Raw genomic sequence first — 24,671 nt, forward strand, 5'->3', positions numbered from 1 at the left:
ACAAGCTCATGCCATCGCCATGTCGGTCTTGCGCTGCGCCCAGCCGGTCATGCGCTGTTCGACCAGCGAGGACACGGCGTAGAGCGCCACGCCCATCGCGGCCAGCAGGAAGAGCCCGGCGAACACCATCGGCACGTCGAAGTTGCCGCTGGCGATCATCATCACGGTGCCGATGCCCTTGTTCGACGCCACGGTCTCGGCCAGCACGGTGCCGACGAAGGACAGCGTGATCGCGATCTTGAGCGAGGCGAACAGATAGGGCAGCGTGCGCGGCAGGCCGACGTTCCAGAGGATGTCGCGCTTGCGGGCGCCGAGCACGCGCAGCACGTCCTCCAGTTCGGGCTCGGTGCTGGCGAGTCCGGTCGCCACGTTGACCACCACCGGGAATATGCTGATCACCATCGAGGTCAGGATCGCCGGCACCGTGCCGGCACCGAACCACACCACGAACAGCGGCACCACAGCCACCTTCGGGATGCTCGAGAAGCCGACCAGCAGCGGATAGGTGACGTCGTAGGCGAGCCGGGACGAGCCGATGCCGACGCCGATGACGATGCCCGCCAGCACGCCGAGCACGAAGCCGGCGAAGGTGGTGTAGAGCGTCTGCACCGCATGCGGCCAAAGCAGCGACATCTTGTCGATCAGCACGTTCGCGATCTGGCTCGGCCGCGGCAGGATCAGGTCGGACACGCCGAAGGCCAGGCAGGCCAGCTCCCACAGCAGGAAGAAGCCGACCAGCGCGCCGGCGGACAACAGGCGCTGGCGGGTTCGAGGGGAGAGGGTCATGCCGCCACCTCTTCCAGAGAGGCGGCCGTGGCCGTGGCCGCAGCCGGCGGCGTGGCGTCGCCGTCGCGCCGCGCATCGGCAATGCGCATGCGCAGCTGCTGCACCAGCGTGGCGAACTCGGGCGCATAGCTGCTTTCCAGCGTGCGCGGCCGGGCAAAGCCGACCTCGCGTGTCTCCAGGATGCGGCCGGGCCGCGAGCTCATCACGCAGATCCGGTTGGCCAGGTAGGCGGACTCGCGCAGATCGTGCGTCACCAGCAGCACCGTGGGCCGCCGGTCCATCCACAGCGTCTGCATGATGTCCCACAGCTCCTCGCGCGTGAACTGGTCGAGCGCGCCGAAGGGCTCGTCGAGCAGGAGCAGTTCCGGGTCGTGCACCAGCGCGCGGCACAGCGACGCGCGTTGCAGCATGCCGCCCGACAGCTGCCAGGGCCGCTTGTCGCCGAAGCCCTTGAGCCCTACCTGGGCGAGCAATGCCTCGACGCGGTCCTTGTAATCGCCATGCTTCTTCTTGCCGAAGTGCTGGCGGAACGGCTCGACGATCTTGAGCGGGATCATCACGTTGTCGCGGATGGTCAGCCACGGCAGCATGGTCGGGTTCTGGAACGCGAGGCCGATGCGCAGGCGCGGTGCCTGCGAGGCGTGCGCGCCGCCACCGGGCAGCGTGCCGGCCGCACCGACTTCGCGGCCGCCCGCGATCACGGCGCCTGCGCTGGGCCGCAACAGGCCGGCCACCAGCTTCAGGATGGTCGACTTGCCGCAGCCGCTCGGGCCGACCAGCGCCACGAAGTCGCCCTCGTCGATGCCGAGCGTCGTGTGGTCCAGGGCGATGGTGCCGCCGCCGTAGCGCAGCATCACGTCGGAGAGTTGGATGTAGGCGTTGCCCATGGCAGCTTTCAGAAGGAGGGAATGGCGAAGATGGCGGCCACCGGCCCGCCGCCGGGTGGCCCCTGGTGTTCGGCACCGCCCGACACGTAGAGCGCCGTCGACCCGACCACCGAAGCCAGCACGCCGCCGACGGCCGCGCGCGCGTGCCGCGTCGAATGGATGTCGGAGTCATTGAGCATGGTGTGGCGCGCCTCGCGAACGAGTCCGCCGGGACTCGCCTCGGCCTTGGCCAGCAGGTTGACCAGCCGGTCCGCGACGAGGTCGGCATCGGCCTCCGGGTCGAGCCCGAAGCGCTCGCGCAGCATGCGGCGCACGCTGTTGCCGTCGATCGCGTCCTGCATCACCGTGTGCGCGATGCGAAAACGCGAGGCGCTGCCGGCCGCCTCGCCGAGCACGATGACCACGTTGCCGTCGAGTTCGATGCCTGCCGAGCACGAAGCCCGCGCCGAATAGAGCGTGCCGTCGTGCAGGATCGCCGCCTCGTCGACCGCCGCGAACTCGCCCAGGGCGAGGCCGACGCCGAGCGCCGAGGCGCCGCGCGACCAGCCCATCGACTCGTAGGTGTCGCGGCTGACGGTGGCCGCGCCGCTTTGCTGCGCCGCGCGGACCTTGGCCGACGTGAGCAACGGGCACTTGACCTGCACGAAGTGAACGTCCGCCGCGTCTTCGATGCCGGCATCGCGCATCGCGGCCTTCACCGCCTCGGCGGTGGCCTCGACCTGTGCCATGCGCCCGAGCTCTTCCGGGGCGAAGTCACGTGTATGCGCGACCCCGACCACCAGGCGCTTCTCGTGCGTCGCTTCAGCCGCGCCGGCCGGCCCGCGCGCGAACACCGTGAAATGCGGCGACAGCACGCCCTCGGTGCCGCCCGACATCACGAGCGCCACGCGTCCATGCACCTGCGCGGCCGTGCAGTCGAGGTGAGGCGCCAGGAAGTGGCACCAGGCCGTGGCCGCGAAATCTCGCGTGTGATCGTTGACGCAGCCGTTGCCTTCGGTCTTTCCCATCACGGCGATGATCTGCCGGGGGTCGAGGCGCCCCGCGTCGACCAGCGCCTGCACGCCCGACAGGTCGGCCGGCCCGTCGCAGGGAACGCGGAACACGTCGACCTTCTGTGCGGCGCTCACAGTGCGTCCGCCAGCGGTTTGGCGTTCGCCGGAATGCCCTCGGGCGCCTCGACGATGGCGCTGCTGTAGTGCTCCATGTTGCGCGGCTTCGCAGCCGGCATCCGCTGGATGCCCTTGATGGACCGGCCCCAGCCCGCCGCGTCGGTGACGAGCTTGCCGTCGCGCATCACGAAGCGTCCGCGCAGCAGGGTATGAAGCGGATAGCCTTGCACCGCCCGGCCGTTCCATGGCGAGATCTTGCTGATGCTCTGCAGCTTGTTCTGCGACAAGGTGCCGGTGCGCGCCATGTCGACGACCGCGATGTCGGCATGGGCACCGGGCGCGATCACGCCCTTGGTGCCATACAGACCCCAGGCCCGGGCCGGCGCCACCGAACTCCAGCGGACGTAGTCCATCAGCGAGGCGCGGCCGCGATTCACCTCGGTCAGCATCAGCGGCATCTGCGTCTCCACGCCCGGAAAGCCGCAGTCGCATTCCCAGATGCTCTCGCGCGTTTTTTCTTCGGGCGTGTGCGGCGCGTGGTCGGTCGCGATCATGTCCAGGGTGCCGTCCATCAGTGCGTCCCACAGCGGCTGGTTGTGGCGAGGTTCGCGGATCGGCGGGTTCACGCGCATCACGCCACCGAGCTTGCGCATGTGGTCGGTGTTGAGCAGCAGGTACTGGGGGCAGGTCTCGACCGTGACGTCGACGCCGCGGCGCTTGAACTCGCGCAGAAGGTAGAGCGAATCGGCCGCGCTGTGGTGCGCGATGTGCACGCGCGCGCCGGTCCACTCGGCCAGCGTCAGCACGCGGTTGATGGCCTCGATCTCGGCCACCGCCGGGCGAGCCGCCAGGTGTGCCATCGCGTCGATGCGGCTGGCGTCCTGCAGGCGCTTCTGGCGGCGGAAGAGAATCGACGAGTTCTCCGCATGCACCACCGTGCGGATGCCCAGCGGCGCGAGGATCTCGAAGCCTTCGAGCAGCGCGCCGTCGGTCGGTGCCGGCAGGTTGCCGAAGGTGTTGCCGACGAAGGCCTTGAAGCTCGTCACCCCGGCGTCGAGCAGCGCTTCGAGCTGGTCGATGCTCTCGTCGCCCAGCAGGCCGTGGATGCCGAAGTCGCAGTACGACGACTCGGCCGCCTTCAGCTTGATCCGCAGCGCCTCCACGGTGCCGGTCGGCGGGTGGGTGTTGGGCATCTCGAAGACCGTGGTCACGCCGCCCATGGCGGCGGCGGCGGAGCCGGTCTTCCAGGTCTCCTTGTTCGGATAGCCGGGGTCGCGAAAGTGGACGTGGCTGTCGATGGCGCCGGGCAGCAGGTAGAGGCCGTCGGCGCGCATCTCGGCGCGCGCAGGCGGCATGGTGTCGTCGTGGCCGACGGCGACGACGTGCTCGCCGGCAATCGCCACCGAGGCTTCGATGATCTGGTCCGGCGACACCACGCGGGCGCCGCGGATGACGAGGTCGACTTCTCTGGTCATGGGATGTCCTCGCGCGGTCAGAGTGCGGCCCAGCCGCCGTCGACGGGCAGGTCGACACCGGTGATCTGGCGCGACACATCGCTCGCCATGAACAGGCAGGCGTTGGCGATGTCGGCATCGGTGGAGACGCGCTTCAGAGCGTAGTCGGCGGCATGGCGCGTCATGGCTTCTTCGAGCGTGATGCCCAGCTTCGCGGCCATGTTGGCGCACACCTTCTCGCGAAAGCGCGGGCCGTCCACCATGCCGGGCGCGACGTTGTTGACGTTGATGTTGTAGGGGCCGGCTTCGAGCGCAAAGCTCTTGGTGATGCCGCGCAGGCCCCACTTCGAGGCCGAGTAGGCCAGCCGGCCGGCGCGCCCGCGCAGGCCGAAGGTGCCGCCGACGTTGACGATCTTGCCGCTGCGGCGGGCGATCATCGACGGCAGGATGGCGTGGATGGTGTTGAAGCAGCCGGTCATGTTGAGCTGCACGATCTCGTTGAACTCTTCGGTGGTCGTTTCCCAGCCGGTCTTTCCGATCGGGCCCGAGCCGCCGGCCACGTTGACCAGCACGTCCACATGGCCGAAGGCCTCGAGCGCGTGCGCGGCCAGCGCCTCGGTCTGTGCGGCCACGGTCAGGTCGCAGGGCACCACGATGGCCGGCACGCCGAGCGCACGCGCCTCGGTGGCCACGGGTTCGATGGCGGCGGTGTCCCGGCCGGCCAGCACCAGCGTGGCGCCTTCGCGCGCAAAGGCGAGCGTCACGGCGGCGCCCATGCCCTTGGCGGGGCCGGTGATGACGGTCACCTTGTCTTTCAGTTGCAAGTCCATGTTGGGGGTCTCCTGTGCGGGGTCAGTGGGTGGTGGTGGCGGAAGGGCGATCGGCGCGGACCGGCAGGAAGCTGCGGTCGAAGATCTCGCCCGGCTCGGGCGTGCGCGGCAGCGCGTTGGCTTCGACGACGATCGCGATGTCTTTCTTCAGCCGCGCGTCGTCCACGTCACCGAGGCCGATGCGCGCGATCTCGGGGTGGCTCATGTCGTTCTTCAGCGTGGCGAGCAGCTTGTCCTTCTCGACCTCGCGCTTGAGCAGGGGCTCGCGCTGGATCGCATGGTCGACGCCGGCATCCGGGTTCGCGATGACTTCCTTCACCGCGCGGTTGAGCGCCTTCACGAAGCCGGCCACGGCCTTCGGGTTCTCCTTCACGAAGCGCTTCGAGAAGAACACCGTGTTGGCATAGAGGTCCATGCCGTAGTCGCCGTAGCGGATGAAGCGCAAGTCCTTCGCCGGGTCGAGGCCCATGCCCTTGGCGCTGAAGCTGACGGTGGTGACGTAGCCGAAGCCGGCGTCGATCTGGCCGCGCGAGAGCATCTGCTCGCGCAGGTTGGGCGCCATGTTGGTGATGCCGACCTTGGCGGCGTCGATCCCGGCGATCCTGGCGAAGGCCGGAAACAGCTTGAGTGCGCCATCGTTGGCCGGCCCGCCCACCGTCTTGCCTTCGAGGTCCTTCGGCGTCCTGATCGGGCTGTCGCTCTTCACCACGAGCGCGAACGGAGGCGTGTTGTAGAGCATGTAGACGCCCACCGGGGCGTCGGCGGGGCGCCGGGACGCGAGGTCGACCAGCGCATTGATGTCGCCGAAGCCGGCCTGGTAGGCGCCGGCGGCCACCTTCGGGATCGACGCGGCCGAGCCTTCGCCCTGGTCGATGGTGACGTCGAGCCCTTCGTCCTTGAAGTAGCCCTTGTCCTGCGCCAGGAAGAACCACGCCTGCGGGCCTTCGTATTTCCAGTTCAGCACCACCTTGATCGGGACCTGCGCCGCGGCCGGCAGCGCGGCCAGCGCGAGCGCGAGTGCGAGGCCGCAGGCGGACAGCAGGGCGTGCGGGAGAGGGAATTTCATGCTCAAGACTCCTTGGTTCTGGAAGAAGAGGGGGAAGCGACGACTGGAAGCGCGCCGAGCAATGACGCGGCACTGGCGACGAAGCCGTGCAGCAACTGCACGATGTAGAGCACGCCCTTGGTCACGTAGGCCGGCGACGGCGTGCTGCAGGCGTCCTTCAGCAGCACGCAGTCGTAGCCGAGGAAGTTGGCGTCCTGCAGGGTCGAGAACACGCAGCGGTCGGTGTTGATGCCGGTGAACAGCAGCGTGGTGATGCCCTGCTGGCGCAGCAGCGTGTCGAGTTCGTTGTCCCAGAAGCCGCTCAGGCGATGCTTGTGCACGCTGATGTCGGATCGCGCCACGGACAACTCGTCGACGACTTGCGCGCCCCAGGAGCCCTGCACCAGCGAGGGGCCATGGTCGATCGGCGAGTGCTCGGCATAGCCCACGCCATCGGCCGTGCGCTTGCCCTTGAACTGGACCGTGGGGGCGAGGTTGCGCTTGTCGGCGCGGATTCCCCAGTTGAGCCACATCACCGCGCCGCCCGCATCGCGCCAGGCCGGCAACAGCGCTTGCAGCACCGGGATCGGCTTGCGCGCGGCCTGGGTGCCCAGGCCCTTCTGCGCGAACCAGCCTTCGGCGTGGCAGAAGTCGTTCTGCATGTCGACCACCAGCAGCGCGGTGCGCGCCAGGTCGATCTCGACGGCCTGCGGCGCGGCGTCGGCGATCAGCAGCGGCCGCGGCTTGCGTGCCTTGCGCACGAAGCTCACGCGGTTGTCATCCTGCAAATGCCAGGCGTTGTGCGCGGCAGGGCCGAACGATGCCCTCGAAGGAGGCAAGCTGGGCGCCAATCTGGGGCGTGGGGGACGCGGAGGGGCTTTCATGCCCGATGTCATGCACGCGACGTGCCCGGGAGTGCGCCACCACGACGCTTTATCGCGTTCGCTGCGTTGCCGAAACGGCAACGGCCATCGAAGGCACGAAGGTTGCAAGACGGGCCGCATGAACCATTTGCGTCTTCTGCGTTACGTCGATGAAGTAGCCCGCGCGGGCTCGATCCGCCAGGCGGCCGAGCGGCTGCACGTGGCGCCGTCCGCCGTGAACCGCCGCATCCAGGACATCGAGGACGAGCTCGGCACGCCGGTCTTCGAGCGCCTGCCGCGCGGCATGCGGCTGACGGCGGCCGGCGAACTCTTCGTGCGCTACATCCGCGGCCGCGCCGCCGACCTGGAGCGGGTGCGCTCGGAAATCGAGGAGCTGCAAGGCCTGCGGCGCGGCAGCGTGCGCCTGGTGGCGAGCCAGGCGCTGGCGCCGAAGTTCCTGCCGGGTGTGATCGGCGAGTTCCGCAAGGCGCATCCGCTGGTCGCCTTCGACGTCCACATCGGGGACCACGTGCAGGCCGCACGTGCGCTGCGCAGCTTCGAGACCGACCTGGCCCTGGTGTTCAACCTGGCGCCGGAGGCCGACATCCAGCGCGCGATCGTGGTCGAGCAGAAGCTCATGGCGATCCTGCATGCGAGGCATCCGCTCGCCGCCGGCAGCGCGTCGTCACTGCGCCTGCGCGACTGCGCCGAGTACCCGGTGGTGCTGCCGAACCGCGACACCGGGGGGCGTCAGCTGCTGGAACGCTTCCTGGCGCGCAGCTCGACCCGCCTCAATGCCATGGTGGAAAGCAACAGCTTCGAGTTCTTGCGCGGCTGCCTGGACGACCGGCGGTCGATCTCGTTCCAGATGGCCATCGGCGCGGCCTGGGACGACCGCGACATCGTCGCGCGCGATATCGAGGATCGAGGGTTTCCCAGGGGCGAGATGGTGCTGGCGAGCCTGCGGGGTCGACAGCTTCCGGTGATCGCCTATGCGTTCGCGGAGTTCCTGAGGAAGAGATTGGGGAGTCTGGGGGGTGGCGAGCCGGCGGCGGCGCGCTGAACCCGTCCTGGATCGCGGGCGGCCTCGCACCGGCTCATCGAGACGCCCTCATCAGGGCGCTGTGCGGGTTCAACGCTTCGCCCTTCCACCATTGCCTTTCAGGCCCGAGCATGAAGACCGCGAAATGGAGGTGAGGCGCGACGGTCGCAGCGTTTCCGGTCGTGCCCACATAGCCGATCAGGTCGCCGCGCCGCAGCTGCATGCCCTCGTGCAGGCCGTCGGCGTATCGGTCGAGGTGCGCGTAGTAGTAGGCCAATTGCCCTGCGGGGTCGAACTGGTAGATGGTGAGCCCGCCCGGCTTGCTGTCGAACAGCTTGACCAGCTTGCCATCGTCCGCGGCGCGCACCGGCGTACCGAGCGGGGCCATGATGTCGAGCGCCTCATGGCGATGGCCGGGACGGCCGTCCTCGAAGGTGTCGCGCACCGTCTCGGGACGGATGCCGTCGACCGGGAACTGCAACGAACGGGCCGCGAGAAGCGCCGGCCCGATGCGCTCGCCGGCGGATTGCGCGAGCGCGCCGCAGCACGCCACGAGACAGGCGCAAGCCACCGCCAGTCGAGCGCGAGCCACGTGCACGGCAGCCGCCTCTCAGGCCTTGACCTCGACCGCGAAGCCGGCTTTCGCCAGCTGGGACAGGCGGGCCGCATCCCAGTTGGTCAGGTGGATGCAGCCATTGGTTTCCTCGTGGCCGACGCGATCGGGCGCCGGCGTGCCATGGATGCCCCAGTGCGGCTTCGACAGGCCCATCCACACATTGCCGATCGGGTTGTTCGGGCCGGCAGCGACGTCGACTTTCACCGCGTCGGCCGGCGCGTTCTTGAGGATCGACGGATCGTAGGTGAAGGTCGGGTCTTTCACCTCGTTGATGACCTTCATCCTTCCCAGGGGCAGCGGGTCGAGAGGTCCGCCGATGCTGATCGGAAAGCCGGCCAGCGGCTTGCCCGTGCCGTCGAGCACGAACAGCATGTGTTCGCTCTTGTCGATCTCGATCGACTTGGCGGCCTTGACCACGCCGGCATCGGCCGCGCCGGTGATGTTGACGACCACGATCTCGTCGCCGGCCTGGAATTTCGCTGTGCGGTTCAGTTCGGCCAGGGCCTTCGGCGACATGTGGTACTTCTCCGAGAGGGCCTCGCGCAGGTTCTCGTAGCCCATCGACTTGAGCTTGGCACGATCCGCCATCTCCTTCGGCGTCGGTGCGTAGGGACCCGCGACATCCTTGTCGGTCAGCACATGGGTGGTGAACAGCGGCGCGCTGTCGGCCTTGAGCGCGGCCCAGGTCGCGGCGTCGACCTTGCCGCTCTCGGCGAGGCCGAACGAGCGCTGGTAGGCCGCGACGACGCGGCGCATGTTGGCACCGTAGCTGCCGTCGATCTCGCCGGGCGAGAACCAGGCGCGGTCGAGCAGGATCTGCGCCCGCATCACGGCCGCGCCCCGCGAACCTTGCGAGAGCAATGGCGTCTCGTCGGCTGCATTGAGCCGGTCGAGTGCGGCGGCACCCGTGGTCGGGGTGGCGGCGTTGGCGCGCCAGGGCGCGGCGCCGGCGGCGACCATGCCGAGGCAGGCGGCGGCGAGGAGAAAGGATCGGCGTGGAGAAGTGGTCATGGGACGTGCCGGACTACTTGTCCTTGGCAGGGGTCACCGAGACCTTGGGAACCTCGATCACCTTTTCCTCTGTCTTCACCGTCGGGACCGTGATGGTCTTCTCTTCCTTCGTCACTTTCACGTCGGGAGTGGTCACGTCGTACTTGGGAAGCGTCACGTCGCCCTCTTTCGTCTTTTCGTACTTCGGCACCGTGATGTTCCCGTCAGCCGTCTTCTTCACGTCGCAGGCGGCGAGCGTCATGATGGTGCCGATGGCGATAGCGATGGATGCAATGGCTTTCATGGGGTGTCCTCTGAGTTGTTCCGCCCATTCTGAATTGCACGCATCGTTGGCTTGTAAGACCGCGCCGCATGATCGCGGAGGCGTGTGGACTCACGCGATGTGGTCCGTCCTTGGCCGGACGTTCGCCGATCAGCGTTGCGCCTGCGCCGGAAAGCGCAGGGTGAAGGTGGTTCCCTCCGCCGCCGAGGACGCGACCGCCATCTCTCCGCCATGCGCCTTCGCGATCTCCCTGACGATGAACAACCCCAGGCCGACGCTGCGCACGGTGTTGCTGCTCGTGGCGCCGCGCACCATGGGCTCGAAGACGTTGGCGAGCATGCCGGAGGGAATCGGGTCGCCTTCGTTGTGGACCGCCACCAAGGCCGTGCCGGTGTCGATGGCCGATCGCACCACGATCGGCGTGCCGCTGCGGCCATAGGTCGCCGCGTTGCTCACCAGGTTGCCGATCATCTGGGCCAGCCTGTCGGCGTCGGCGACGCACTGCGCCTCTCCCTGCGCCTCATGTGCGATGACGCGGTCGGGGAAGGCGAGCATCAGTTCGTCCAGCGTGCGCACGGTGACCTGGTGGAGGTCGATGCGCTGGAGCCTCACGCTCAGTCCGGCGCCGATCCGCGCCTGCGTGAAGTCCAGCAGCTCCTCGATCAGGCGCTGGGCACGCTCGGCGGAATCGCGCACGTGGCCCAGCACCCGGGTCCGGCGTTCGTTTTCGGTCCGCCCCAGCAGTTGCACGCCCATGAGGATGGCCGACAGCGGGTTGCGCAGGTCATGGCTCACGATGCCGACCATCTGCTCGGCGAACAGCGCCCGGTCTCTCAGCAGGTTCTGTGCATCGAACTCCGCTGCGAGCAGGGTGTCGGCCTTCTTCCGTGCGTTCATCAGCTCGCGCTCGTAGCGGTTGCGGTCTTCCGCCACGAAGGCGGCAATTTCGTCGAAGTCGCCTTCGGCCCGCTTGCGGCGCCGCGCGTTGAGGATCATCGGAATGCCGTGCCCGTCGCGGTGCCGCACCTCGAACTTCACTTCGGCCACGGAGCCTTGCATCTGCAGGGTCGGCGCCCAGTGGGTCTGATGGAAGATGCGGCCACCCATCGTGAACAGGTCCTGCACGCGCTTCGCGCCGACGAGGTCTTCGCGCGGCATTCCGACCCAGGTGCAGAAGGTCGTGTTCACCTTCAGGATGGTGCCGTCCAGCGCGGTGACCAGCAGGCCGCAGGGGGCCTCGTCGAAAAGGTCGCTCGCGCTCGGGACCTGGAAGGTCATCGGCGGCTAGCGCTGGCCGAGCGCGCGCAGAAACTCGTCGATCGCGTCGCAACTCGCGCCCGGCGCACTCAGGTGCGGGCAATGGCCGGTGTTGTCGACGATGCGAAGCGTGCTGTTCGGCAAGGTCCTGTGCATGTATTCGCCCACGGCGACGGGTGCGATGAGGTCTTCCGACGACTGGATCACGAGCGTGGGGGTCTGGAGCCTGGCCACGTCCTGCCGGTTGTCCGACAGGAAGGTCGTCTTGGCGAACCGCTTGGCGATGTCCGGGTCGGTGCGGCAGAAGCTGGCCGTGAGCTCCTCGCCGAGTTCGGGCCGTTCGGGCACGCCCATGATCGCCGGCGCCATGCTGCCGGCCCAGCCGAGGTAGTTGCTCTCCAGCGTGTCCAGCAGCGAATCGATGTCCTCGCGCGTGAAGCCGCCGACATAGTCGCCGTCGTTGATGTAGCAGGGCGACGGGCCGATCATCACGTGGGCCGCGAAAGTGCCAGGCGCTTGCAGGTCGGCCAGCATGCCGATCATCGCGCTCACCGAATGGCCGACGAAAAATACCGGTCCTAGCGCCACGTCGCGCGTGATCTCCAGGACATCGTCCGCGTAGCCTTGCAAGCTGGCGTACTTCGTCACCTCGTAGGCGCTCGGGTCGGAGTTGCCTGCCCCCACGAGGTCGAAGGTGACCACGCGATAGCGTTCGGCGAAATGGGGGGCCATGAAGCGCCACATGTTCTGGTCGCAGCCGAAGCCATGCGCAAAGATCATGGTCGCGGGACCGCTGCCCTGGATCTGTACGTTGTTGCGGTGGCGGATGTTCATTGGGAGGGTCGGGCGGGTCCCGATGGCGCGTGCGGGGCTGAGTCGCCCGCAAACAGCCATTTTGCCCCCTTTCGGCAGGCTGCCCCAAGAAGCATCGGATCGCCCGCAGGACAGCAAGCCCGCCCCGGCTCTACCCCTGGCCCGACGCCACGGCCAGCACGCGCCGCGCGTCGTCGGGTGATGCCGCGTCGGCTGCCCAGGCGACGAATTGGTCCGGGCGCACCAGCACCAGCTTGGCCGCGTAGCGGGCGGTTTCGTCGCTGCTCTCCGCCATCACGATCGACAGGGGCAGCGACAAGTCGAGCGCCGCTTCGCGGAACGCCTCGACTGCCGAAGCCGGCCCGCCCATCACCAGGAGCGTGAATCCGGCGCCGAGCTCGTCGTAGATGTTCTTGCCGGACGCCTGTGCGGCGGGTGCCAGGTGGTGCCCCGCGCGGGCATCGAAGCGGTGGGACCCCTTCGCGCTGCTCACTCGGCCTTCGCTCCCGCATACCACGGTCGAGCCTTCGTAGTGGGGCTCGAAGGCGTGCACCTCGCCGACTGCGCCCTGGGCGCGCGCTTGCCAGGCGGCATCGAACGCCGCCTGGTCGCGGGCCGGATCGTATGCGTCCAGGAACTCCCGGTCGGCATCGATCGACTTGGCGATGAAGTCGCGGATCGTCGAGCCGAACACGGGGCGCCGCTCGGCATCGTAGGAGTCGAGCAGGCCTTCGCCACCCCAGCCCTGCAGCGTCGCGGCGAGCTTCCAGCCCAGGTTTCGCGCGTCCTCCAGCCCGGAGTTCACGCCGTAGCCGCCATAGGGCGGGTGGCTGTGGGCCGCATCGCCTGCAACGAAGATGCGGCCCTCGCGATAGCTGTCGGCCAGCATGAAGCGCAGGTCCCAGAAACCGATGTGCTCGAACTCGACGTCGAAATCCGCTCCGACGGCCTCGCGAAGGTATGCCGCGAAATCGAAGTTGTCCTTGGTGGTACCTGGAGGCACCGGCGCGTGAAAGAACCAGGTGCTGCCCAGATCGACGCGACCGAAGAATTTCCAGTAGCCCTTCAGCGCCGGCTGCAGCACGTTGTAGTAGGACTTGCCCGGGTAGCACTCGAGCAGCCTGTGCAATTCGTGCGACTTGAAGACCAGCAGCACCATCATGCGGTCGTGGTCGGTGCGCGTCTGCGTGATGCCGGCATGCTCCCTCACGAGCGAGCGGGCCCCATCCGAACCGATGGCGTAGGCGGACCTCAAGACGCGCCGGCCGCTTCCTTCGCGCTCGCCGATCGTGATCGACACGCCACTGGCGTCCTGAGTCACTGCTTCCGCGTCCCAGCCGTACAGGGTCTGGACCGAGGGAAGTTCGGCGACGCGTCGTCGCAGCACCGCCTCGGTGGCGTACTGCGGAAGCCTTTCGTTGGACGTGAAGTAATAAGGCTTGACCAGGTCGCGCTGCAGCCAGTCGTAGCTGTGAGGCCCGAGCAGCGTGCCGTAGGCGGTCAGGCCGCCGATCCCGTACGACGGTGGAATGGTGCGCGCGGCGCGCAGTTGCTTTTCCGCCCCCCAGAAGTGGAAGTGCTCCATCGTGCGCTGGGTGAGGTTCTGGCCCTTGGGGATGGGCTGGGGCTGCGGATAGCGTTCGACGACGATGGTGCGAACGCCGCGCTGGCCCAACTCGATGGCGAGGCCCATGCCCACGGGACCTCCGCCGACGATGACGACCTCGGCATCGAATTGCGCCGAGATGGCTGATTCCTTGTTCATGCTCTGCCTACTCCGCGGTGATGCCTTGGGCCTTGATCAGGTCGGCCCAGCGCTTGGCGTCTGTCGCCAGCATTTGCTGAAACGCCTCGGGCGTGCTGTGGGCAGGCGTCATGCCCTGGGTCTCGAAGGCCTTGGCGATGGCCGGCTGCGCCAGGATCTCGCGCAACTCCTTGTTCAGGCGCTCGATGTACGGGCGCGGCGTGCCCGCGGGTGCCAGGACGCCGTACCACATGTCGACGTTCATGTTCCCGAGCTTGAGAACGCTGAGCGGCGGCACCTCCGGGAGCAACGGGCTCGGCTTGTCGGAGCTGATCGCAAGCGCCTTGAGCTTGCCCGCCTTGACGTGCTGCAGGGCGACATGGATCGGCAGGAACATGACGTCGATCTGGCCGCCCAGCAGGTCCGTGACGGCCGGCGCGGTGCCGCGATAGCTGATGTGCGTCAGGGACACCCCGGCCCGGTTCTTGAGCAGTTCCATGGCCAGGTGGTGCGGCGTGCCTGCACCGGGCGAGCCGTAGTTCAGGGCGCCCGGCTTTGCCTTGGCGCGTGCGATCAGATCCTGCAGGGAGTCGATCTTCGTCCCCGGATACGCGACCAGGAGCAGTTGACCCCAACTCGTCTGGCTGACCGGCGCGAGATCGGTCACCGGATTGAATCCCAGCTTGGGATAGAGGGCCATGTTCATGACGAGCGTGTTGACGCTCACGAGCAGCGTGGTGCCGTCCGGTGTCGCGCGAACGACCTCCTGCGTGCCGATGTTGCCGGAGGCGCCGGGCCTGTTCTCGACGAAGAAGGGGCGCTTGAGGCGTTCGGAAAGGCCGGGGGCGATCTGGCGCGCGATCAGGTCGATGCCGGTGCCGGGCGTGAAAGGAACGATCAGGCGAACGGGAGCGTCCGCCGAGCCTTGGGCACGGGCAAAGGGGGCTGCCAGCGCGGCGAGCCCGCCGAGCAGAATGCGGCGGCGGTGCCGGAATGAGGGCGACGGCTGCAAAGTCCTGGAAGTGTTCACGGCGATGTCTCTTTGGGAGTTGGGTGACAATTAAAGCGGTACCTTTGACATTGATCAAACGGAATATTCTGATGAATTCGTCAACAAAATTGATCAATGTGAGCAGCCGTCAGCTGCACGCGTTCCTTGAAATAGCGCGGCTGCAGAGCTTTGCCAAGGCCGCCGAGCAGGTTCATCTCTCGCCTTCGGGCATGAGCATGCTGGTCAAGGAACTGGAAGAGCAGGTCGGCGCGCGGCTTTTCGATCGAACCACGCGGTCCGTGACCCTGACCGGCGCGGGGCGGCGGCTGCAACCCGTGGCCGAGCGCATCGTCGCCGAACTGCTTGCCCTGAGCGCCGTGGTGGGGGGATCCGAGGCGGCGGTACGTTCTCGGCTCCAGGTGGCGGCCACGCCCATGGTGTCGGCCAGCCTGCTGCCGGAGGTGATTCGCGCGTTCGCCGACAGCCATCGGCAGGTGAGTGTCGACCTGGCGGACGTCGACGTGAGCGTCGTCCGCCAGCGGGTGCTGGACGGCGAGGCGGACATCGGCCTGGGCTTCTTCGTCAAGCCCGCTGTCGGCCTGCTGCGCCAGCCCTTGTGCAAGTTCAGGCTGATGCGCGTCAGCCCGCCAGGAGCCGACTCGGGCGGCCTTGCGCCCAGCCAGCCTTGGAGCAGCATCGCGGGCTTGCCGCTCGTCAGCCTGCCGACCGACAACCCGATTCAAGCGCTGATCGAGAAGCACCTGGCCCGGCTCGGCCGGGCGCACGAGGAGCGGCCGCGGATGAACTTGATCGGGACCATCATCGGAATGGTTCGGGCTGGCCGCGGCCATGCCATCGTTCCTTCGTTCGCGATGGAAGAGTGCCTGGGGCAGGGCCTCGGTGTGGCGATGTTGCGCGAGCCCGTGGTTCACCTCGAACTGTTCGTGGTGTCGCGGCGTGGCGCGCAGCCCAAGCATGCGGCACTTGCCTTTGCCCGGGCGCTGAAGGAGGCCGCGGCACGGTTGCCGGGCTAGAGGTCGAGCACCAGCTCGGCAGAACAGGCGCGCGAGCAACAGATCATCATGGTCTTGTTGGAAGCCTTCTCTGCCGCCGTCAGGACATCGTCCCGGTGGTCCGGCCTGCCTTCGAGAACCTTCACCTCGCACGAACCGCAAATGCCTTGCTGGCACGAATAGGGCGCATCGTGACCCGCGGCCAGCAGCGCGTCGATGATTGTCTGGTCCGCGCCGATCGGCAGCGTCGCGCCGCTGCGTGCCAGCCGAACCATGAATTCCTGGCCTCCGCTCGTCGGCTCGGCACCAAAGCGCTCGAGATGAACCTGTTCGCGTGGCAGGGACGCGGTGGCCTTCGAAAAGGCATCGAGCATCGGTGCCGGGCCGCAGCAATAGAAGTGCGTGCCGGCGGGCTGTTGCTCGACGATGCCCGCGATCGAGAGCCGGCATCCTTCGGCCGAAGAGGCGTGAATGCGAAGCCTGTCGCCCAGATCGCGAATGGCAGGCTTGAACGCCACGTCCTCCACCGTGCGCACCGCATAGTGCAGCGTCCAGTCTCGCCCCGATTCTTCGAGGCTTCGCGCCATCGGAAGAAGCGCGGTGATGCCGATGCCGCCTGCGATCAGCACGACGCGGCCGCTTGAAGCGGCGAGTGGAAAGTTGTCGCGCGGGGCGCCAAGGCGCAGCCTGCTCCCGATGCGCAGCGATTCGGCCATGAAGGCCGATCCGCCGCGGCTTTCGGGATCGCGCTTGATGCCGACATGGTAGCTCCCGGTCCCGGCCTGGACCACCGAATACTGGCGCACGAGTCCGTTGGGAAGATGCACGTCGACGTGCGCGCCCGGGGGACACGGGGGCAGCTCGCCCGAGACCGCGCGCAACTCGCAGGAAACCACACCGGGTGCTTCTTCGCGCAGTGCCACGACCCTGACGTCGAACAAGGTCGACCCGGTCATTCGAAGAAGTTCCCTGCCTTGACCGAAACCCTGGATTGTTCCCGGCTCGTGCCTTCCGGGTCACCGCCCTCCTGGACGACGCGGATCTGGCGCGCGAGCAGACGGCGCAGCATCACCAGGCCCTTGTCGCTGCCCGCAAGGTGCTCGTCGCTGTGCGCCGGGATGCTGCCCTGCGTGGACTGCGCCTCGTAGTCGCCCGGAAAGCGCCGGTGCTCGTCCTCGGTCATTTCCGACCACGTCTTGCCCTCGAAAACCGCCATGCGAGATCGTCGCGAATAGAGCCGCTCCTCGTTCTTCGGGACACGTGCCACGCCGAAGCTGCGATGGTGATGGCTGTCCACCGGCACCAGCCAGGCGACCTCCCGGCCTTGACCCGGCGCCAGCTCGATCGAAGGAACGATGCGCACGTTGGGAAGCAGGGTCTGGGTGATGCGCGTGAACTGCGCGCCACCGGTCTGGCGCACCGAGCGGTACATGACGCCGTGGTCGCAGAGTTCCCACTCCACTGTCGGCATCGCAGCCATCTGCTCGCGGAACTGGACGCCGCTGAAACGCGAATGCAGGATCACCACGTGAAAGGGGTCCATCACGTTCTCGAAGTTCTGCAGCCAGCTATAGGGGGCCACCGGGTTCTCCTGCGAGACGCCGCCGCCGATGTAGAAGCTCTGATCTTCCTGTTGCAGTTCCTCGTCCGGGCCCAGGCCCTCCAGGACGTCATACGTCGGCAGGGGGGGCATCGAATCGAGCGGCCCCATGTAGGCGAACACGAGGCCGTAGCGTTCCTGCACCGGATACCACGGTTGGCGGCACTTGTCGCGATGCTGTCCTCCCCCCGGCTCGCAGGGCTGTTCGACACAAGCGCCGTCGACCGCAAACAGCCAGCCGTGGTAGCAGCAGCGAATGCCCTGGTCCTCGACCTTGCCGTAGTAGAGCGAGGTGCCGCGGTGTGCGCAGTTCTCGTGCAGCAGGCCCGGCTTGCCCTGACCATCCCGGAACAGGATCAGGTTCTCGCCGAGGATGCGCACCCGCTTCGGGTCCGACGTGACCTTCGACGACACGCCCACCGGATGCCAGTAGCGGCGCATGAATTCGCCGCAAGGCGTGCCGGGTTCGACCAGCGTGAGGAATTCGTCGGACTGCCCGGGCGGCTTGCCATAGCCGCCGCCTTGCTGGCGTTTGCCGACGAAGCGAATCGGCTGGGACGTCGCACGCTCTTCTTTCATGGGATTGCCTCGCGGAGTTGGCAGGCACCTCGATCGCGGCGCCAATTAATTGCATTATGCAAATAATAGGAGCCTGTCGCAAGACATTCCCCGCCTAGAGATCGTCGGCTTCGGGCGGCCCGGACAGTCCTGCGCTCAGGGCTTGCACCTGGGCGTCGATGCGGTCGAGCATGCTCTCGAGCAGCTTGATTTCCTGCGCCGTCAGGCCCGCGCGAATGAACTTCTCGTTGGCGATGGCGCCCTGAACGATTTCCTCGTAGACCGCGCGGCCCGCGGACGTCAGCTCCAGGCGGGCTCGCCGCCGGTCGGCCGGATCGGGGTTGCGCGTGATGAGTCCGCGCTTGACCAGCAGGTCGATCGCACGCACGACCCGGAACGGATCCGATGAAGTCCGTTGTCCGAGCTCCCCGGCGGAGAGCGGCCCGAAGCGCGCGATGACGGCCAGCGACCGCCACGCGGGCATGGGCAGGTCATGGGGGGCCACGTAGCGGGCGGACATCACGGCCCCGGTGCGCGAGGCGACGAGCCCGAACCGATAGGAGATCCAATGTTCGAGGGAGAGCTTCTTCTTGCTGGCCATGGATGCGAAATGAGTGATGGGCGGCGTGCGGTGCCAGACGAGCATAGCCGTGGCGGTGCATCGCGATGCGAAAACGGGGCCCGCGGCGTACGGGAAAGCGATAGCGACGACGTCGTCGATTCTCGTCCAGGGGCATTGTGAGCGCACGTCAATACTTGCATAATGCAATTGATGTCGCGGCGCGCCGATGCGATCGATGCCGGACGAAGACGAATGATGCGGCCTTCCACGGGGCCAAGGAGACATGCGATGAAAAACAGGATGCGCCTGGCGCTGCCGCTGATTCCGCTGGTCGCGGCCTCCTGGGCGCGGGCGCAGGATGGCTGGCCCAACCGGCCGGTGCGCCTCATCGTTCCGTTTCCGCCTGGAGGCTCGACCGACGCGCAGGGCCGTCTGCTGGCTCAGAAACTCTCGGACCTGTGGGGACAGCCGGTGATCGTCGACAACCGACCCGGCGCCGGTGCGGTGCTCGCGACCAACGTGGTCGCCAAGGCACCCCCCGACGGCTATACGCTGGGCATCGCGGTGTCGTCCCATGCGATCAATCCGACCTTGAGGTCGGACCTCCCCTACGACACGCTGAAGGATCTGCAGCCCGTCTCGGAGGTGGGCGTACAGCACATCATCCTGGATGCCAACCCCTCCCTTCCGGTGCGCAACCTCGCGGAACTGCTCGACCTTGCGCGTCGGCAGCCCGGCAGCCTCAGCTACGCCAGCCCGGGAAGCGGCACGGCGCACCATCTGGTGATGGAGCTGCTGAAGGCAAAGACGGGCGTGAACATCGTCCACGTGCCCTATCGCGGGGGCGCACCGGCGCAGCAGGATGTCATGGGCGGGCAGGTGCCGTTGCTCATGGATACCTACTACGCGAGTGCCGGCCTCATCAAGGCGGGCAAGCTCAAACCCATTGCCCTGTTCAGTCCCGAACGCCCCGCGAGCGTGCCGGATATCCCCGTCGTCGCCGAGACCGTGGCGGGCGTATCGGGCCAAAGCAGCATCGGCGTGATCGCGCCCGCGGGAACCCCGGCGTCGATCGTGCAGAAGATCAGCGCGGACATCGCCCGTGCGGCCCGCACGCCCGAGTTCGCGCAGAAACTCCTTGAGATGGGGCTGGACCCGGTGGGCTCCACTCCTCATGAGTACGACCAGCGCATCCGCGCCGACATTCTGAAGTGGGCACCGGTGATCAGGGCATCCGGCGCCAAGGCCGACTGACTCCCGTGGTCGGCCGCACTCCAGCCTGCGCTCGCACAACCGCAACAACCAACCTTCCCAAGCCATGCTGAGCAAAGAGAACAACGCCATTCTGACGCGTACCGGACCCGAGACCCCGATGGGCAAGCTGATGCGCTCCTTCTGGACGCCGGCGATGCTCTGGCGCGAGATCCCGGCAGCGGACGAGCCGCCGGTACGACTCACCCTTCTGGGCGAGAACCTCGTGGTATTTCGCGATACCGAGGGCCGCATCGGGGTGCTCGACGAGCATTGCCCGCATCGCGCGGCCAGCCTGTTCTTCGGCCGCAATGAAGAAGGCGGCATCCGTTGCGTCTACCACGGGTGGAAGTTCTCGGTCGAAGGCCAGTGCCTCGACATGCCCACCGAAGCGCCAGGCAGCCCCATGCGTTCGAGAGTCCGCGCCCTCGCCTATCCCGCGCGCCTGGCTGGTGGGCTCCTGTGGGTGTACATGGGAGAGGGCGATGCGCCACCGCTGCCCGACTTCGAGTTTCTGGGCCTGCCGGACGATCACATCTACGCGTCGCGCTGGGAGCAGGACTGCAACTACGCCCAGGCGATGGAAGGCGAGCTGGACAGCGCGCACGTGGGCTTCCTGCACAGCCTCGTCAACAAGATCGAGGGCGACGCCCAGACGCTGACGGGCGAGTACTTCCGTGACGACAAGGCGCCGACCTGGAAGATCGTCCCGACACCGGCCGGCTTCATGGCATGCAACGGTCGTCGGACGGCGGACGGGCAGCGCTACTGGCGTTTGAACCAGTTCCTGACGCCGTTCTACACCATGATCCCGCCGCATCCCAACGATGCCCAGCTGGTCCGCATGTGGGTGCCCATGACGGACGAACGCTGCTGGGTGATCTGCGTGACCTTTCGCCCGGAACATCCCCTGGGTGGCAAGGAGCTGGCGGCATGGCGCAACGGGGATGTCGCGCATCGGAAGGTCGTTCCGGGGACGACGGTGCCGACGGAACGCAAGGACAACAACTACCTGATCGATCGCGCTGCGCAGAAGACGCAGTCGTTCACAGGCATCGCGGGGGTTCGTGCCCAGGATGCGATGGTCTGCGAATCGGCGGGTGCCATCGTCGATCGCACACGCGAAAACCTGGGCAGCAGCGACCGGGCCGTGGTGGCGATGCGTCGCACGCTGATCGATGCGGCCGTCGCTTGCGGCGATCGCGGCGTGCGGCCCGAGGGCTCGCTCATGCCGCATCTCTACCGCGTCCGGGCCACCCAGACGGTGTTGCCGGAAGGCGCCGACCCCGAGGACTCGGATGCCCTCATGGCAACGGCCCGGCCCTCACAGACAGTCAATCCTCAAGGAGACAAGCAATGATCCCGACCATCGTCGGGCTGGCGCGTCGCGCCCGCTCCGCCTTTCAAGCGCCGAAGTTCGGCCGGCGCGCGATTTCCTCGCTGCTGATCTCGGCGTTCGCCTGCACGGGCGCTTCGACCGCGCTGGCTGCGGGGCAGGCGTACCCCCAGCAGCCGATCAGCATCATCGTGCCCTTTGCGGCCGGCGGCAGCCTCGATGCAACCGCACGCGTGCTGGGCAAGAAGCTCGACGAGATCCTCGGCCAGCCGGTGTTGGTCATCAACCGGCCCGGCGCAGGCAGTGCAGTCGGCGCACGCGCCGCTGCCACGGCCAAGCCCGACGGCTACACGCTCTTCATCGCTTCCGGCTCGGCTTTCGGCTTCGTGCATCTGCTGGTCCGCAATCACGACTTCTACTTGAAGGACTACGCGCCCATCGCCGGCCTCGGCATCTATACGTCCCTGTTCGCGGTGAGTGAAGCCACCCCCGCGAAGTCCTTGTCCGAGCTCGTCGCCCTGGCCGACAGCAAGCCGAGCGGACTGAGCATCTGCTCCACCGGAGCCAACGGAATCAACCACCTGCAACTTGAAATGCTGAGGTTCGCCTACCAGAAGAAGAATCCCGGCAAGAAGCTCAACATCACCCATGTTCCATACAACGGCGTGGCACCGGCATTGACTGCAATGAAGGCGGGCGATGTGGACGCGTGCGTCTTGCCCTACAGCTCCCTGGTCAAGCAGATGGACGGCGCGGGGCTCCGGGTGATCGCGGTCCAGCGCGAAAAGCGATTGCCTGCGCTGCCGAACGCCGGAACCACGGGCGAGCAGGGCTATCCGGAGCTCGACGGAAACGAGCAGCTGGTGACGATCTCGGCGCCGGCCGGAACGCCGGCACCCGTGCTGCAGCGTCTGGAAACCGCCTTCCGTGATGCGATGAACGACCCCGCCGTCATGAAGAGCCTGAACGAGCTGGAAGTGCAGCCGAAGTTCGTGGGCTCGGCCGACGCGCGAAAGTGGCTCGAGCAGGACGTGAGGAAGCTCAGCAACGTGATTCGCGAAGCAGGGCTAGGGAGCAATCCGTGAGCGGCACCCGGCGCCTCATGCCGCGTCTCGGATGGGACGACGGGTTCGCGCTCGGCGAACAACAAATGGATCTGGCGCACCGCGAATTCGTCGATTGCGTCGACGCGTTGCTCACATCGAATGACGAGGCCCTGGAGGTCGCACTCGCAGTCTTCGAACGACACGCTCGCACGCATTTCGCACAGGAAGAGGAAGCGATGCGAAGCTCGCGATACGATTCGGCGCGCTGCCACGTCGAGGAGCACGCGGCGGTCCTGGAAAGTCTGCGCCAGGTCAAGGCCGCGCTGGTCCAAGGCCGCACCGAAGTGGTCCGTGCGTTTGCCGTCGCTCTCGCCGACTGGTTCCCCGGACATACCGAAGTGATGGACAAAGGTCTGGCCAGCTGGCTTGCCCGTCAACGCTGGGGCGGAACGCCGATGGCCGTCACGCGAGCTATCGGCGCTGCGCCCTCGCGAGTCGGCGGACCTCGGCGGCCCGTGCATGCGGAAGCTTGAGGTCGGGCTCATGGAAACACGCCCTCTGACCTACTTCGAAAAGGTCTGGAACGAACACGCCATCGCTGACCTGGGCGACGGCACCTGGCTGCTGCAGGCCGATCGGCTGCTCCTGCATGACGTGACCGGCGGCGCGATCATGCGCACGCTGGTGGCCGAAGGCCATGCACCGGCCTCGCCCTCGCAAGTGTTCGGGGTGATAGATCACCTGCTCGTGACCAGGCCGCAACCGCAGCGGCGCGATGGATGGACGCCGGTGGCTACCCAGATGATCAGCGAGTCGCGGCATCTCTCGCAGCAACTCGGCATCGAGCTCATCGATGTGGAGGACCCGCGCCAGGGCATCACGCACGTGATCGCGCCCGAACTGGGCATCGCGCTGCCGGGCCTGATGATCGTGTGCGGCGACAGCCACACCTGCACGCTCGGCGGCCTGGGGGCGATCGGCTGGGGCATCGGAACCTCCGAGGGCGTGCATGTGCTGGCCACTCAGACGATCGCCGAGACCCGACCGAGGCTCATGCGCGCCAATTTCGAAGGCCGGCTGCGTCCGGGCGTCTCGGCCAAGGACATGATCCTGCGTCTGATCGGTGAGATCGGCGCTGGCGGGGGTGCGGGCTTCGCGATCGAATTCGCGGGCGAGGCCGTCCGGGCGCTGCCGGTCGAAGCGCGACTGACCCTGTGCAACATGGCCGTAGAGTGCTCGGCCAAGTACGGCTTTGTGGCGCCGGACGACACCGTGTTCGACTACCTCGAGGGCCGTGCCCATGCGCCCAAGGGCGCTGCCTGGGACATGGCGGTGGCGCATTGGCGTTCGCTAGCCACCGATGCGCTCGCGCTCTTCGACCGCGAGGTGTTCATCGACGTGACCACGCTCGAGCCGCAAGTCACCTGGGGCACCAGCCCGCAGCACGTGGCCCCGGTGAACTCGAGCGTGCCCGTGCCTGAAGAGGCCGGCGACGGACCATCGCGCGCGAATGCGAAGGCGGCGCTGGCCTATCAGCAACTCACGCCGGGTACGGCGCTCGAGTCGGTGCGCATCGACGTCGCGTACATCGGCACCTGCACCAACGCACGGCTGTCCGACCTGCGGTTGGCCGCCGAGTACCTGCGGGGGCGCAGGGTCGCGTCGCACGTGACGGCGATCTGCGTGCCCGGTTCGGCCGGCGTGAAACGGGCGGCCGAGGCCGAAGGGCTCGATGCCGTCTTTCGCGAGGCCGGCTTCGAGTGGCATGACGCGGGCTGCGGCATGTGCGGCAGCGGTCGCGGGCGGTTGGAGGATGTACGCGTGATCAGCACGAGCAATCGCAACTTCGAGAATCGCCAGGGCAAGCGCACGCGCACGCACCTGGCCAGTCCCCTGACTGTGGCCGCATCGGCCGTGGCGGGACATATCGCGGACCCACGCAAGGAGGTGCTTGCCTGATGGAAAGCCTGCAACATGTGACCGGCATCGCCGCACCGCTGATGTACGCCAACGTGGACACCGACCAGATCATTCCCACGCGCTTTCTCGCACGGCTTTCGGAAGATGGGATCGGCGAAGGCCTGTTCGCCGAATGGGCCACGTGCAGCGACGGCAGCCCGCAACCGGACTTCCTGCTGAACCAGGCGCCGTGGAACCGCGCCAGCATCCTGCTGGCCGGCCCGATGTTCGGCTGCGGGTCGTCGCGAGAGGCGGCGCCGCGTGCGCTGCGTGAACGCGGCTTCCGTGCACTGATCGCCCCCAGTTTCGGCGACATCTTCTTCAGCAATTGCTTTCGAAACGGCATCGTGCCGGTTCGCCTTCCAGCCGATACGGTGCTGGCGCTTGCCGAACACATGCGTCGCGAGCGCGGCGATGACGGGCGCTGTGTGCTCACGGTCGACCTCGAGCAGGGCACAGTCACCCTTCCGCCGACCGGGGAGGTCCATGCCTTCAGCGTGCCGCCGCTGCTCGGCCGGATGCTGCGCGAGGGACTGGACGAGATCGCGCTCACGCGCACCCACCAGCCGGCCATCGACCACTACCGCCTCGCCGACCGGGAGCGCCGGCCTTGGGCCTACCTCTGAGAGCACGGCG

25 protein-coding genes are annotated in these 24,671 nt (G+C 67.4%); 8 read left to right on the forward strand and 17 right to left on the reverse strand.

Annotated features, from left to right (window positions below):
* Positions 1-6: 6 nt before the first annotated feature.
* From QZH52_RS17740 to QZH52_RS17770, 7 genes are read right to left on the reverse strand one after another with little or no spacing between them, the layout of a single operon-like run.
* Positions 7-786, reverse strand: coding sequence for an ABC transporter permease (locus QZH52_RS17740; protein ID WP_286530805.1), 780 nt, complete (start codon positions 784-786; stop codon positions 7-9).
* The gene (locus tag QZH52_RS17745; RefSeq protein WP_301811400.1) at positions 783-1,673 is read right to left on the reverse strand and encodes an ABC transporter ATP-binding protein; all 891 of its coding nucleotides are present in this window, start codon (positions 1,671-1,673) and stop codon (positions 783-785) included. Before QZH52_RS17745 ends, QZH52_RS17740 begins: the two co-directional genes overlap by 4 nt.
* Positions 1,674-1,681: 8 nt before the next feature.
* The gene (gene atzD / locus QZH52_RS17750) at positions 1,682-2,800 is read right to left on the reverse strand and encodes a cyanuric acid amidohydrolase (RefSeq protein WP_301811402.1); all 1,119 of its coding nucleotides are present in this window, start codon (positions 2,798-2,800) and stop codon (positions 1,682-1,684) included.
* Entirely contained in the window at positions 2,797-4,257 is a 1,461-nt protein-coding gene (allB, locus tag QZH52_RS17755) for an allantoinase AllB (protein WP_301811404.1), read from the reverse strand. Before allB ends, atzD begins: the two co-directional genes overlap by 4 nt.
* Before the next feature lie 17 nt (positions 4,258-4,274).
* Positions 4,275-5,066 (reverse strand): SDR family NAD(P)-dependent oxidoreductase, encoded by a 792-nt coding sequence (locus tag QZH52_RS17760; protein ID WP_301811406.1) that lies wholly within the window; start codon positions 5,064-5,066, stop codon positions 4,275-4,277.
* Between the two features lie 22 nt (positions 5,067-5,088).
* Complete coding sequence (locus tag QZH52_RS17765) at positions 5,089-6,132, reverse strand: ABC transporter substrate-binding protein (protein ID WP_301811407.1); 1,044 nt, start codon at positions 6,130-6,132, stop codon at positions 5,089-5,091.
* A gap of 2 nt (positions 6,133-6,134) precedes the next feature.
* Positions 6,135-6,881, reverse strand: a complete 747-nt coding sequence (locus tag QZH52_RS17770; RefSeq protein ID WP_301811409.1) for a cysteine hydrolase family protein — start codon at positions 6,879-6,881, stop codon at positions 6,135-6,137.
* 232 nt (positions 6,882-7,113) lie between these two features.
* Between QZH52_RS17770 and QZH52_RS17775 the strand changes: the two genes are divergently transcribed.
* Positions 7,114-8,037 carry a LysR family transcriptional regulator gene (locus QZH52_RS17775; protein WP_301811411.1) on the forward strand — a complete coding sequence of 308 codons (924 nt, stop codon included), beginning with the start codon at positions 7,114-7,116 and terminating at the stop codon, positions 8,035-8,037.
* Positions 8,038-8,071: 34 nt separating this feature from the next.
* Here the strand turns inward: QZH52_RS17775 and QZH52_RS17780 are convergent, their stop codons facing one another.
* The 7 genes from QZH52_RS17780 to QZH52_RS17810 form a co-directional block, all read right to left on the reverse strand.
* On the reverse strand, positions 8,072-8,614 hold the full coding sequence (locus QZH52_RS17780) for a M23 family metallopeptidase (protein ID WP_301811413.1): 543 nt from the start codon (positions 8,612-8,614) through the stop codon (positions 8,072-8,074).
* 12 nt (positions 8,615-8,626) lie between these two features.
* Positions 8,627-9,643 carry a L,D-transpeptidase family protein gene (locus QZH52_RS17785; RefSeq protein ID WP_301811414.1) on the reverse strand — a complete coding sequence of 339 codons (1,017 nt, stop codon included), beginning with the start codon at positions 9,641-9,643 and terminating at the stop codon, positions 8,627-8,629.
* A gap of 13 nt (positions 9,644-9,656) precedes the next feature.
* On the reverse strand, positions 9,657-9,926 hold the full coding sequence (locus QZH52_RS17790) for a hypothetical protein (protein ID WP_301811416.1): 270 nt from the start codon (positions 9,924-9,926) through the stop codon (positions 9,657-9,659).
* A gap of 129 nt (positions 9,927-10,055) precedes the next feature.
* Positions 10,056-11,183, reverse strand: coding sequence for a PAS domain-containing sensor histidine kinase (locus tag QZH52_RS17795; protein ID WP_301811419.1), 1,128 nt, complete (start codon positions 11,181-11,183; stop codon positions 10,056-10,058).
* A 6-nt stretch (positions 11,184-11,189) separates the two neighbouring features.
* On the reverse strand, positions 11,190-11,996 hold the full coding sequence (locus QZH52_RS17800) for an alpha/beta fold hydrolase (protein ID WP_301811422.1): 807 nt from the start codon (positions 11,994-11,996) through the stop codon (positions 11,190-11,192).
* 130 nt (positions 11,997-12,126) lie between these two features.
* Positions 12,127-13,740, reverse strand: a complete 1,614-nt coding sequence (locus tag QZH52_RS17805) for an FAD-dependent monooxygenase (protein ID WP_301811423.1) — start codon at positions 13,738-13,740, stop codon at positions 12,127-12,129.
* Positions 13,741-13,747: 7 nt separating this feature from the next.
* A complete protein-coding gene (locus QZH52_RS17810) occupies positions 13,748-14,749 on the reverse strand; it encodes a tripartite tricarboxylate transporter substrate binding protein (RefSeq protein WP_436411598.1) in 1,002 nt (333 codons plus the stop codon).
* Positions 14,750-14,793: 44 nt separating this feature from the next.
* Here QZH52_RS17810 and QZH52_RS17815 point away from each other — a divergent pair, with 44 nt between their 5' ends.
* Positions 14,794-15,744 (forward strand): LysR family transcriptional regulator, encoded by a 951-nt coding sequence (locus QZH52_RS17815; RefSeq protein ID WP_301811426.1) that lies wholly within the window; start codon positions 14,794-14,796, stop codon positions 15,742-15,744.
* Here QZH52_RS17815 and QZH52_RS17820 read toward each other — a convergent pair.
* The 3 genes from QZH52_RS17820 to QZH52_RS17830 form a co-directional block, all read right to left on the reverse strand.
* Entirely contained in the window at positions 15,741-16,679 is a 939-nt protein-coding gene (locus tag QZH52_RS17820) for a PDR/VanB family oxidoreductase (RefSeq protein ID WP_301811427.1), read from the reverse strand. The genes QZH52_RS17815 and QZH52_RS17820 overlap by 4 nt on opposite strands.
* Positions 16,676-17,902: a Rieske 2Fe-2S domain-containing protein gene (locus tag QZH52_RS17825; RefSeq protein ID WP_301811430.1), complete on the reverse strand. Its 1,227-nt coding sequence runs from the start codon at positions 17,900-17,902 to the stop codon at positions 16,676-16,678. Before QZH52_RS17825 ends, QZH52_RS17820 begins: the two co-directional genes overlap by 4 nt.
* A 94-nt stretch (positions 17,903-17,996) precedes the next feature.
* Positions 17,997-18,482 (reverse strand): MarR family winged helix-turn-helix transcriptional regulator, encoded by a 486-nt coding sequence (locus tag QZH52_RS17830; protein WP_301811431.1) that lies wholly within the window; start codon positions 18,480-18,482, stop codon positions 17,997-17,999.
* Between the two features lie 249 nt (positions 18,483-18,731).
* Between QZH52_RS17830 and QZH52_RS17835 the strand changes: the two genes are divergently transcribed.
* The 6 genes from QZH52_RS17835 (at position 18,732) to leuD (ending at position 24,661) form a co-directional block, all read left to right on the forward strand.
* Positions 18,732-19,697 (forward strand): Bug family tripartite tricarboxylate transporter substrate binding protein, encoded by a 966-nt coding sequence (locus tag QZH52_RS17835; RefSeq protein ID WP_301811434.1) that lies wholly within the window; start codon positions 18,732-18,734, stop codon positions 19,695-19,697.
* Between the two features lie 154 nt (positions 19,698-19,851).
* Positions 19,852-21,054 carry a Rieske 2Fe-2S domain-containing protein gene (locus QZH52_RS17840; RefSeq protein ID WP_301811437.1) on the forward strand — a complete coding sequence of 401 codons (1,203 nt, stop codon included), beginning with the start codon at positions 19,852-19,854 and terminating at the stop codon, positions 21,052-21,054.
* On the forward strand, positions 21,051-22,115 hold the full coding sequence (locus QZH52_RS17845; protein WP_301811441.1) for a Bug family tripartite tricarboxylate transporter substrate binding protein: 1,065 nt from the start codon (positions 21,051-21,053) through the stop codon (positions 22,113-22,115). Before QZH52_RS17840 ends, QZH52_RS17845 begins: the two co-directional genes overlap by 4 nt.
* Entirely contained in the window at positions 22,112-22,609 is a 498-nt protein-coding gene (locus tag QZH52_RS17850; RefSeq protein ID WP_301811443.1) for a bacteriohemerythrin, read from the forward strand. Before QZH52_RS17845 ends, QZH52_RS17850 begins: the two co-directional genes overlap by 4 nt.
* 10 nt (positions 22,610-22,619) lie before the next feature.
* Positions 22,620-24,035 carry a 3-isopropylmalate dehydratase large subunit gene (locus QZH52_RS17855; RefSeq protein WP_301811445.1) on the forward strand — a complete coding sequence of 472 codons (1,416 nt, stop codon included), beginning with the start codon at positions 22,620-22,622 and terminating at the stop codon, positions 24,033-24,035.
* On the forward strand, positions 24,035-24,661 hold the full coding sequence (leuD, locus tag QZH52_RS17860; RefSeq protein ID WP_301811448.1) for a 3-isopropylmalate dehydratase small subunit: 627 nt from the start codon (positions 24,035-24,037) through the stop codon (positions 24,659-24,661). The genes QZH52_RS17855 and leuD overlap by 1 nt, the downstream gene beginning before the upstream one ends.
* Positions 24,662-24,671: the final 10 nt, after the last annotated feature.

The organism is Variovorax ginsengisoli, from assembly GCF_030486595.1.
In the GTDB taxonomy this organism is placed as follows: domain Bacteria; phylum Pseudomonadota; class Gammaproteobacteria; order Burkholderiales; family Burkholderiaceae_C; genus Variovorax; species Variovorax ginsengisoli_B.

What these genes read in the sequence shown, in the direction of transcription:
- QZH52_RS17740 (WP_286530805.1), bottom strand. Translation starts at nt 786, where the DNA reads ATGACCCTCTCCCCTCGAACCCGCCAGCGCCTGTTGTCCGCCGGCGCG.
- QZH52_RS17745 (WP_301811400.1), bottom strand. Translation starts at nt 1,673, where the DNA reads ATGGGCAACGCCTACATCCAACTCTCCGACGTGATGCTGCGCTACGGC.
- allB (WP_301811404.1), bottom strand. Translation starts at nt 4,257, where the DNA reads ATGACCAGAGAAGTCGACCTCGTCATCCGCGGCGCCCGCGTGGTGTCG.
- QZH52_RS17760 (WP_301811406.1), bottom strand. Translation starts at nt 5,066, where the DNA reads ATGGACTTGCAACTGAAAGACAAGGTGACCGTCATCACCGGCCCCGCC.
- QZH52_RS17765 (WP_301811407.1), bottom strand. Translation starts at nt 6,132, where the DNA reads ATGAAATTCCCTCTCCCGCACGCCCTGCTGTCCGCCTGCGGCCTCGCA.
- QZH52_RS17775 (WP_301811411.1), top strand. Translation starts at nt 7,114, where the DNA reads ATGAACCATTTGCGTCTTCTGCGTTACGTCGATGAAGTAGCCCGCGCG.
- QZH52_RS17785 (WP_301811414.1), bottom strand. Translation starts at nt 9,643, where the DNA reads ATGACCACTTCTCCACGCCGATCCTTTCTCCTCGCCGCCGCCTGCCTC.
- QZH52_RS17790 (WP_301811416.1), bottom strand. Translation starts at nt 9,926, where the DNA reads ATGAAAGCCATTGCATCCATCGCTATCGCCATCGGCACCATCATGACG.
- QZH52_RS17795 (WP_301811419.1), bottom strand. Translation starts at nt 11,183, where the DNA reads ATGACCTTCCAGGTCCCGAGCGCGAGCGACCTTTTCGACGAGGCCCCC.
- QZH52_RS17800 (WP_301811422.1), bottom strand. Translation starts at nt 11,996, where the DNA reads ATGAACATCCGCCACCGCAACAACGTACAGATCCAGGGCAGCGGTCCC.
- QZH52_RS17805 (WP_301811423.1), bottom strand. Translation starts at nt 13,740, where the DNA reads ATGAACAAGGAATCAGCCATCTCGGCGCAATTCGATGCCGAGGTCGTC.
- QZH52_RS17820 (WP_301811427.1), bottom strand. Translation starts at nt 16,679, where the DNA reads ATGACCGGGTCGACCTTGTTCGACGTCAGGGTCGTGGCACTGCGCGAA.
- QZH52_RS17825 (WP_301811430.1), bottom strand. Translation starts at nt 17,902, where the DNA reads ATGAAAGAAGAGCGTGCGACGTCCCAGCCGATTCGCTTCGTCGGCAAA.
- QZH52_RS17830 (WP_301811431.1), bottom strand. Translation starts at nt 18,482, where the DNA reads ATGGCCAGCAAGAAGAAGCTCTCCCTCGAACATTGGATCTCCTATCGG.
- QZH52_RS17835 (WP_301811434.1), top strand. Translation starts at nt 18,732, where the DNA reads ATGAAAAACAGGATGCGCCTGGCGCTGCCGCTGATTCCGCTGGTCGCG.
- QZH52_RS17840 (WP_301811437.1), top strand. Translation starts at nt 19,852, where the DNA reads ATGCTCTGGCGCGAGATCCCGGCAGCGGACGAGCCGCCGGTACGACTC.
- QZH52_RS17845 (WP_301811441.1), top strand. Translation starts at nt 21,051, where the DNA reads ATGATCCCGACCATCGTCGGGCTGGCGCGTCGCGCCCGCTCCGCCTTT.
- QZH52_RS17855 (WP_301811445.1), top strand. Translation starts at nt 22,620, where the DNA reads ATGGAAACACGCCCTCTGACCTACTTCGAAAAGGTCTGGAACGAACAC.
- leuD (WP_301811448.1), top strand. Translation starts at nt 24,035, where the DNA reads ATGGAAAGCCTGCAACATGTGACCGGCATCGCCGCACCGCTGATGTAC.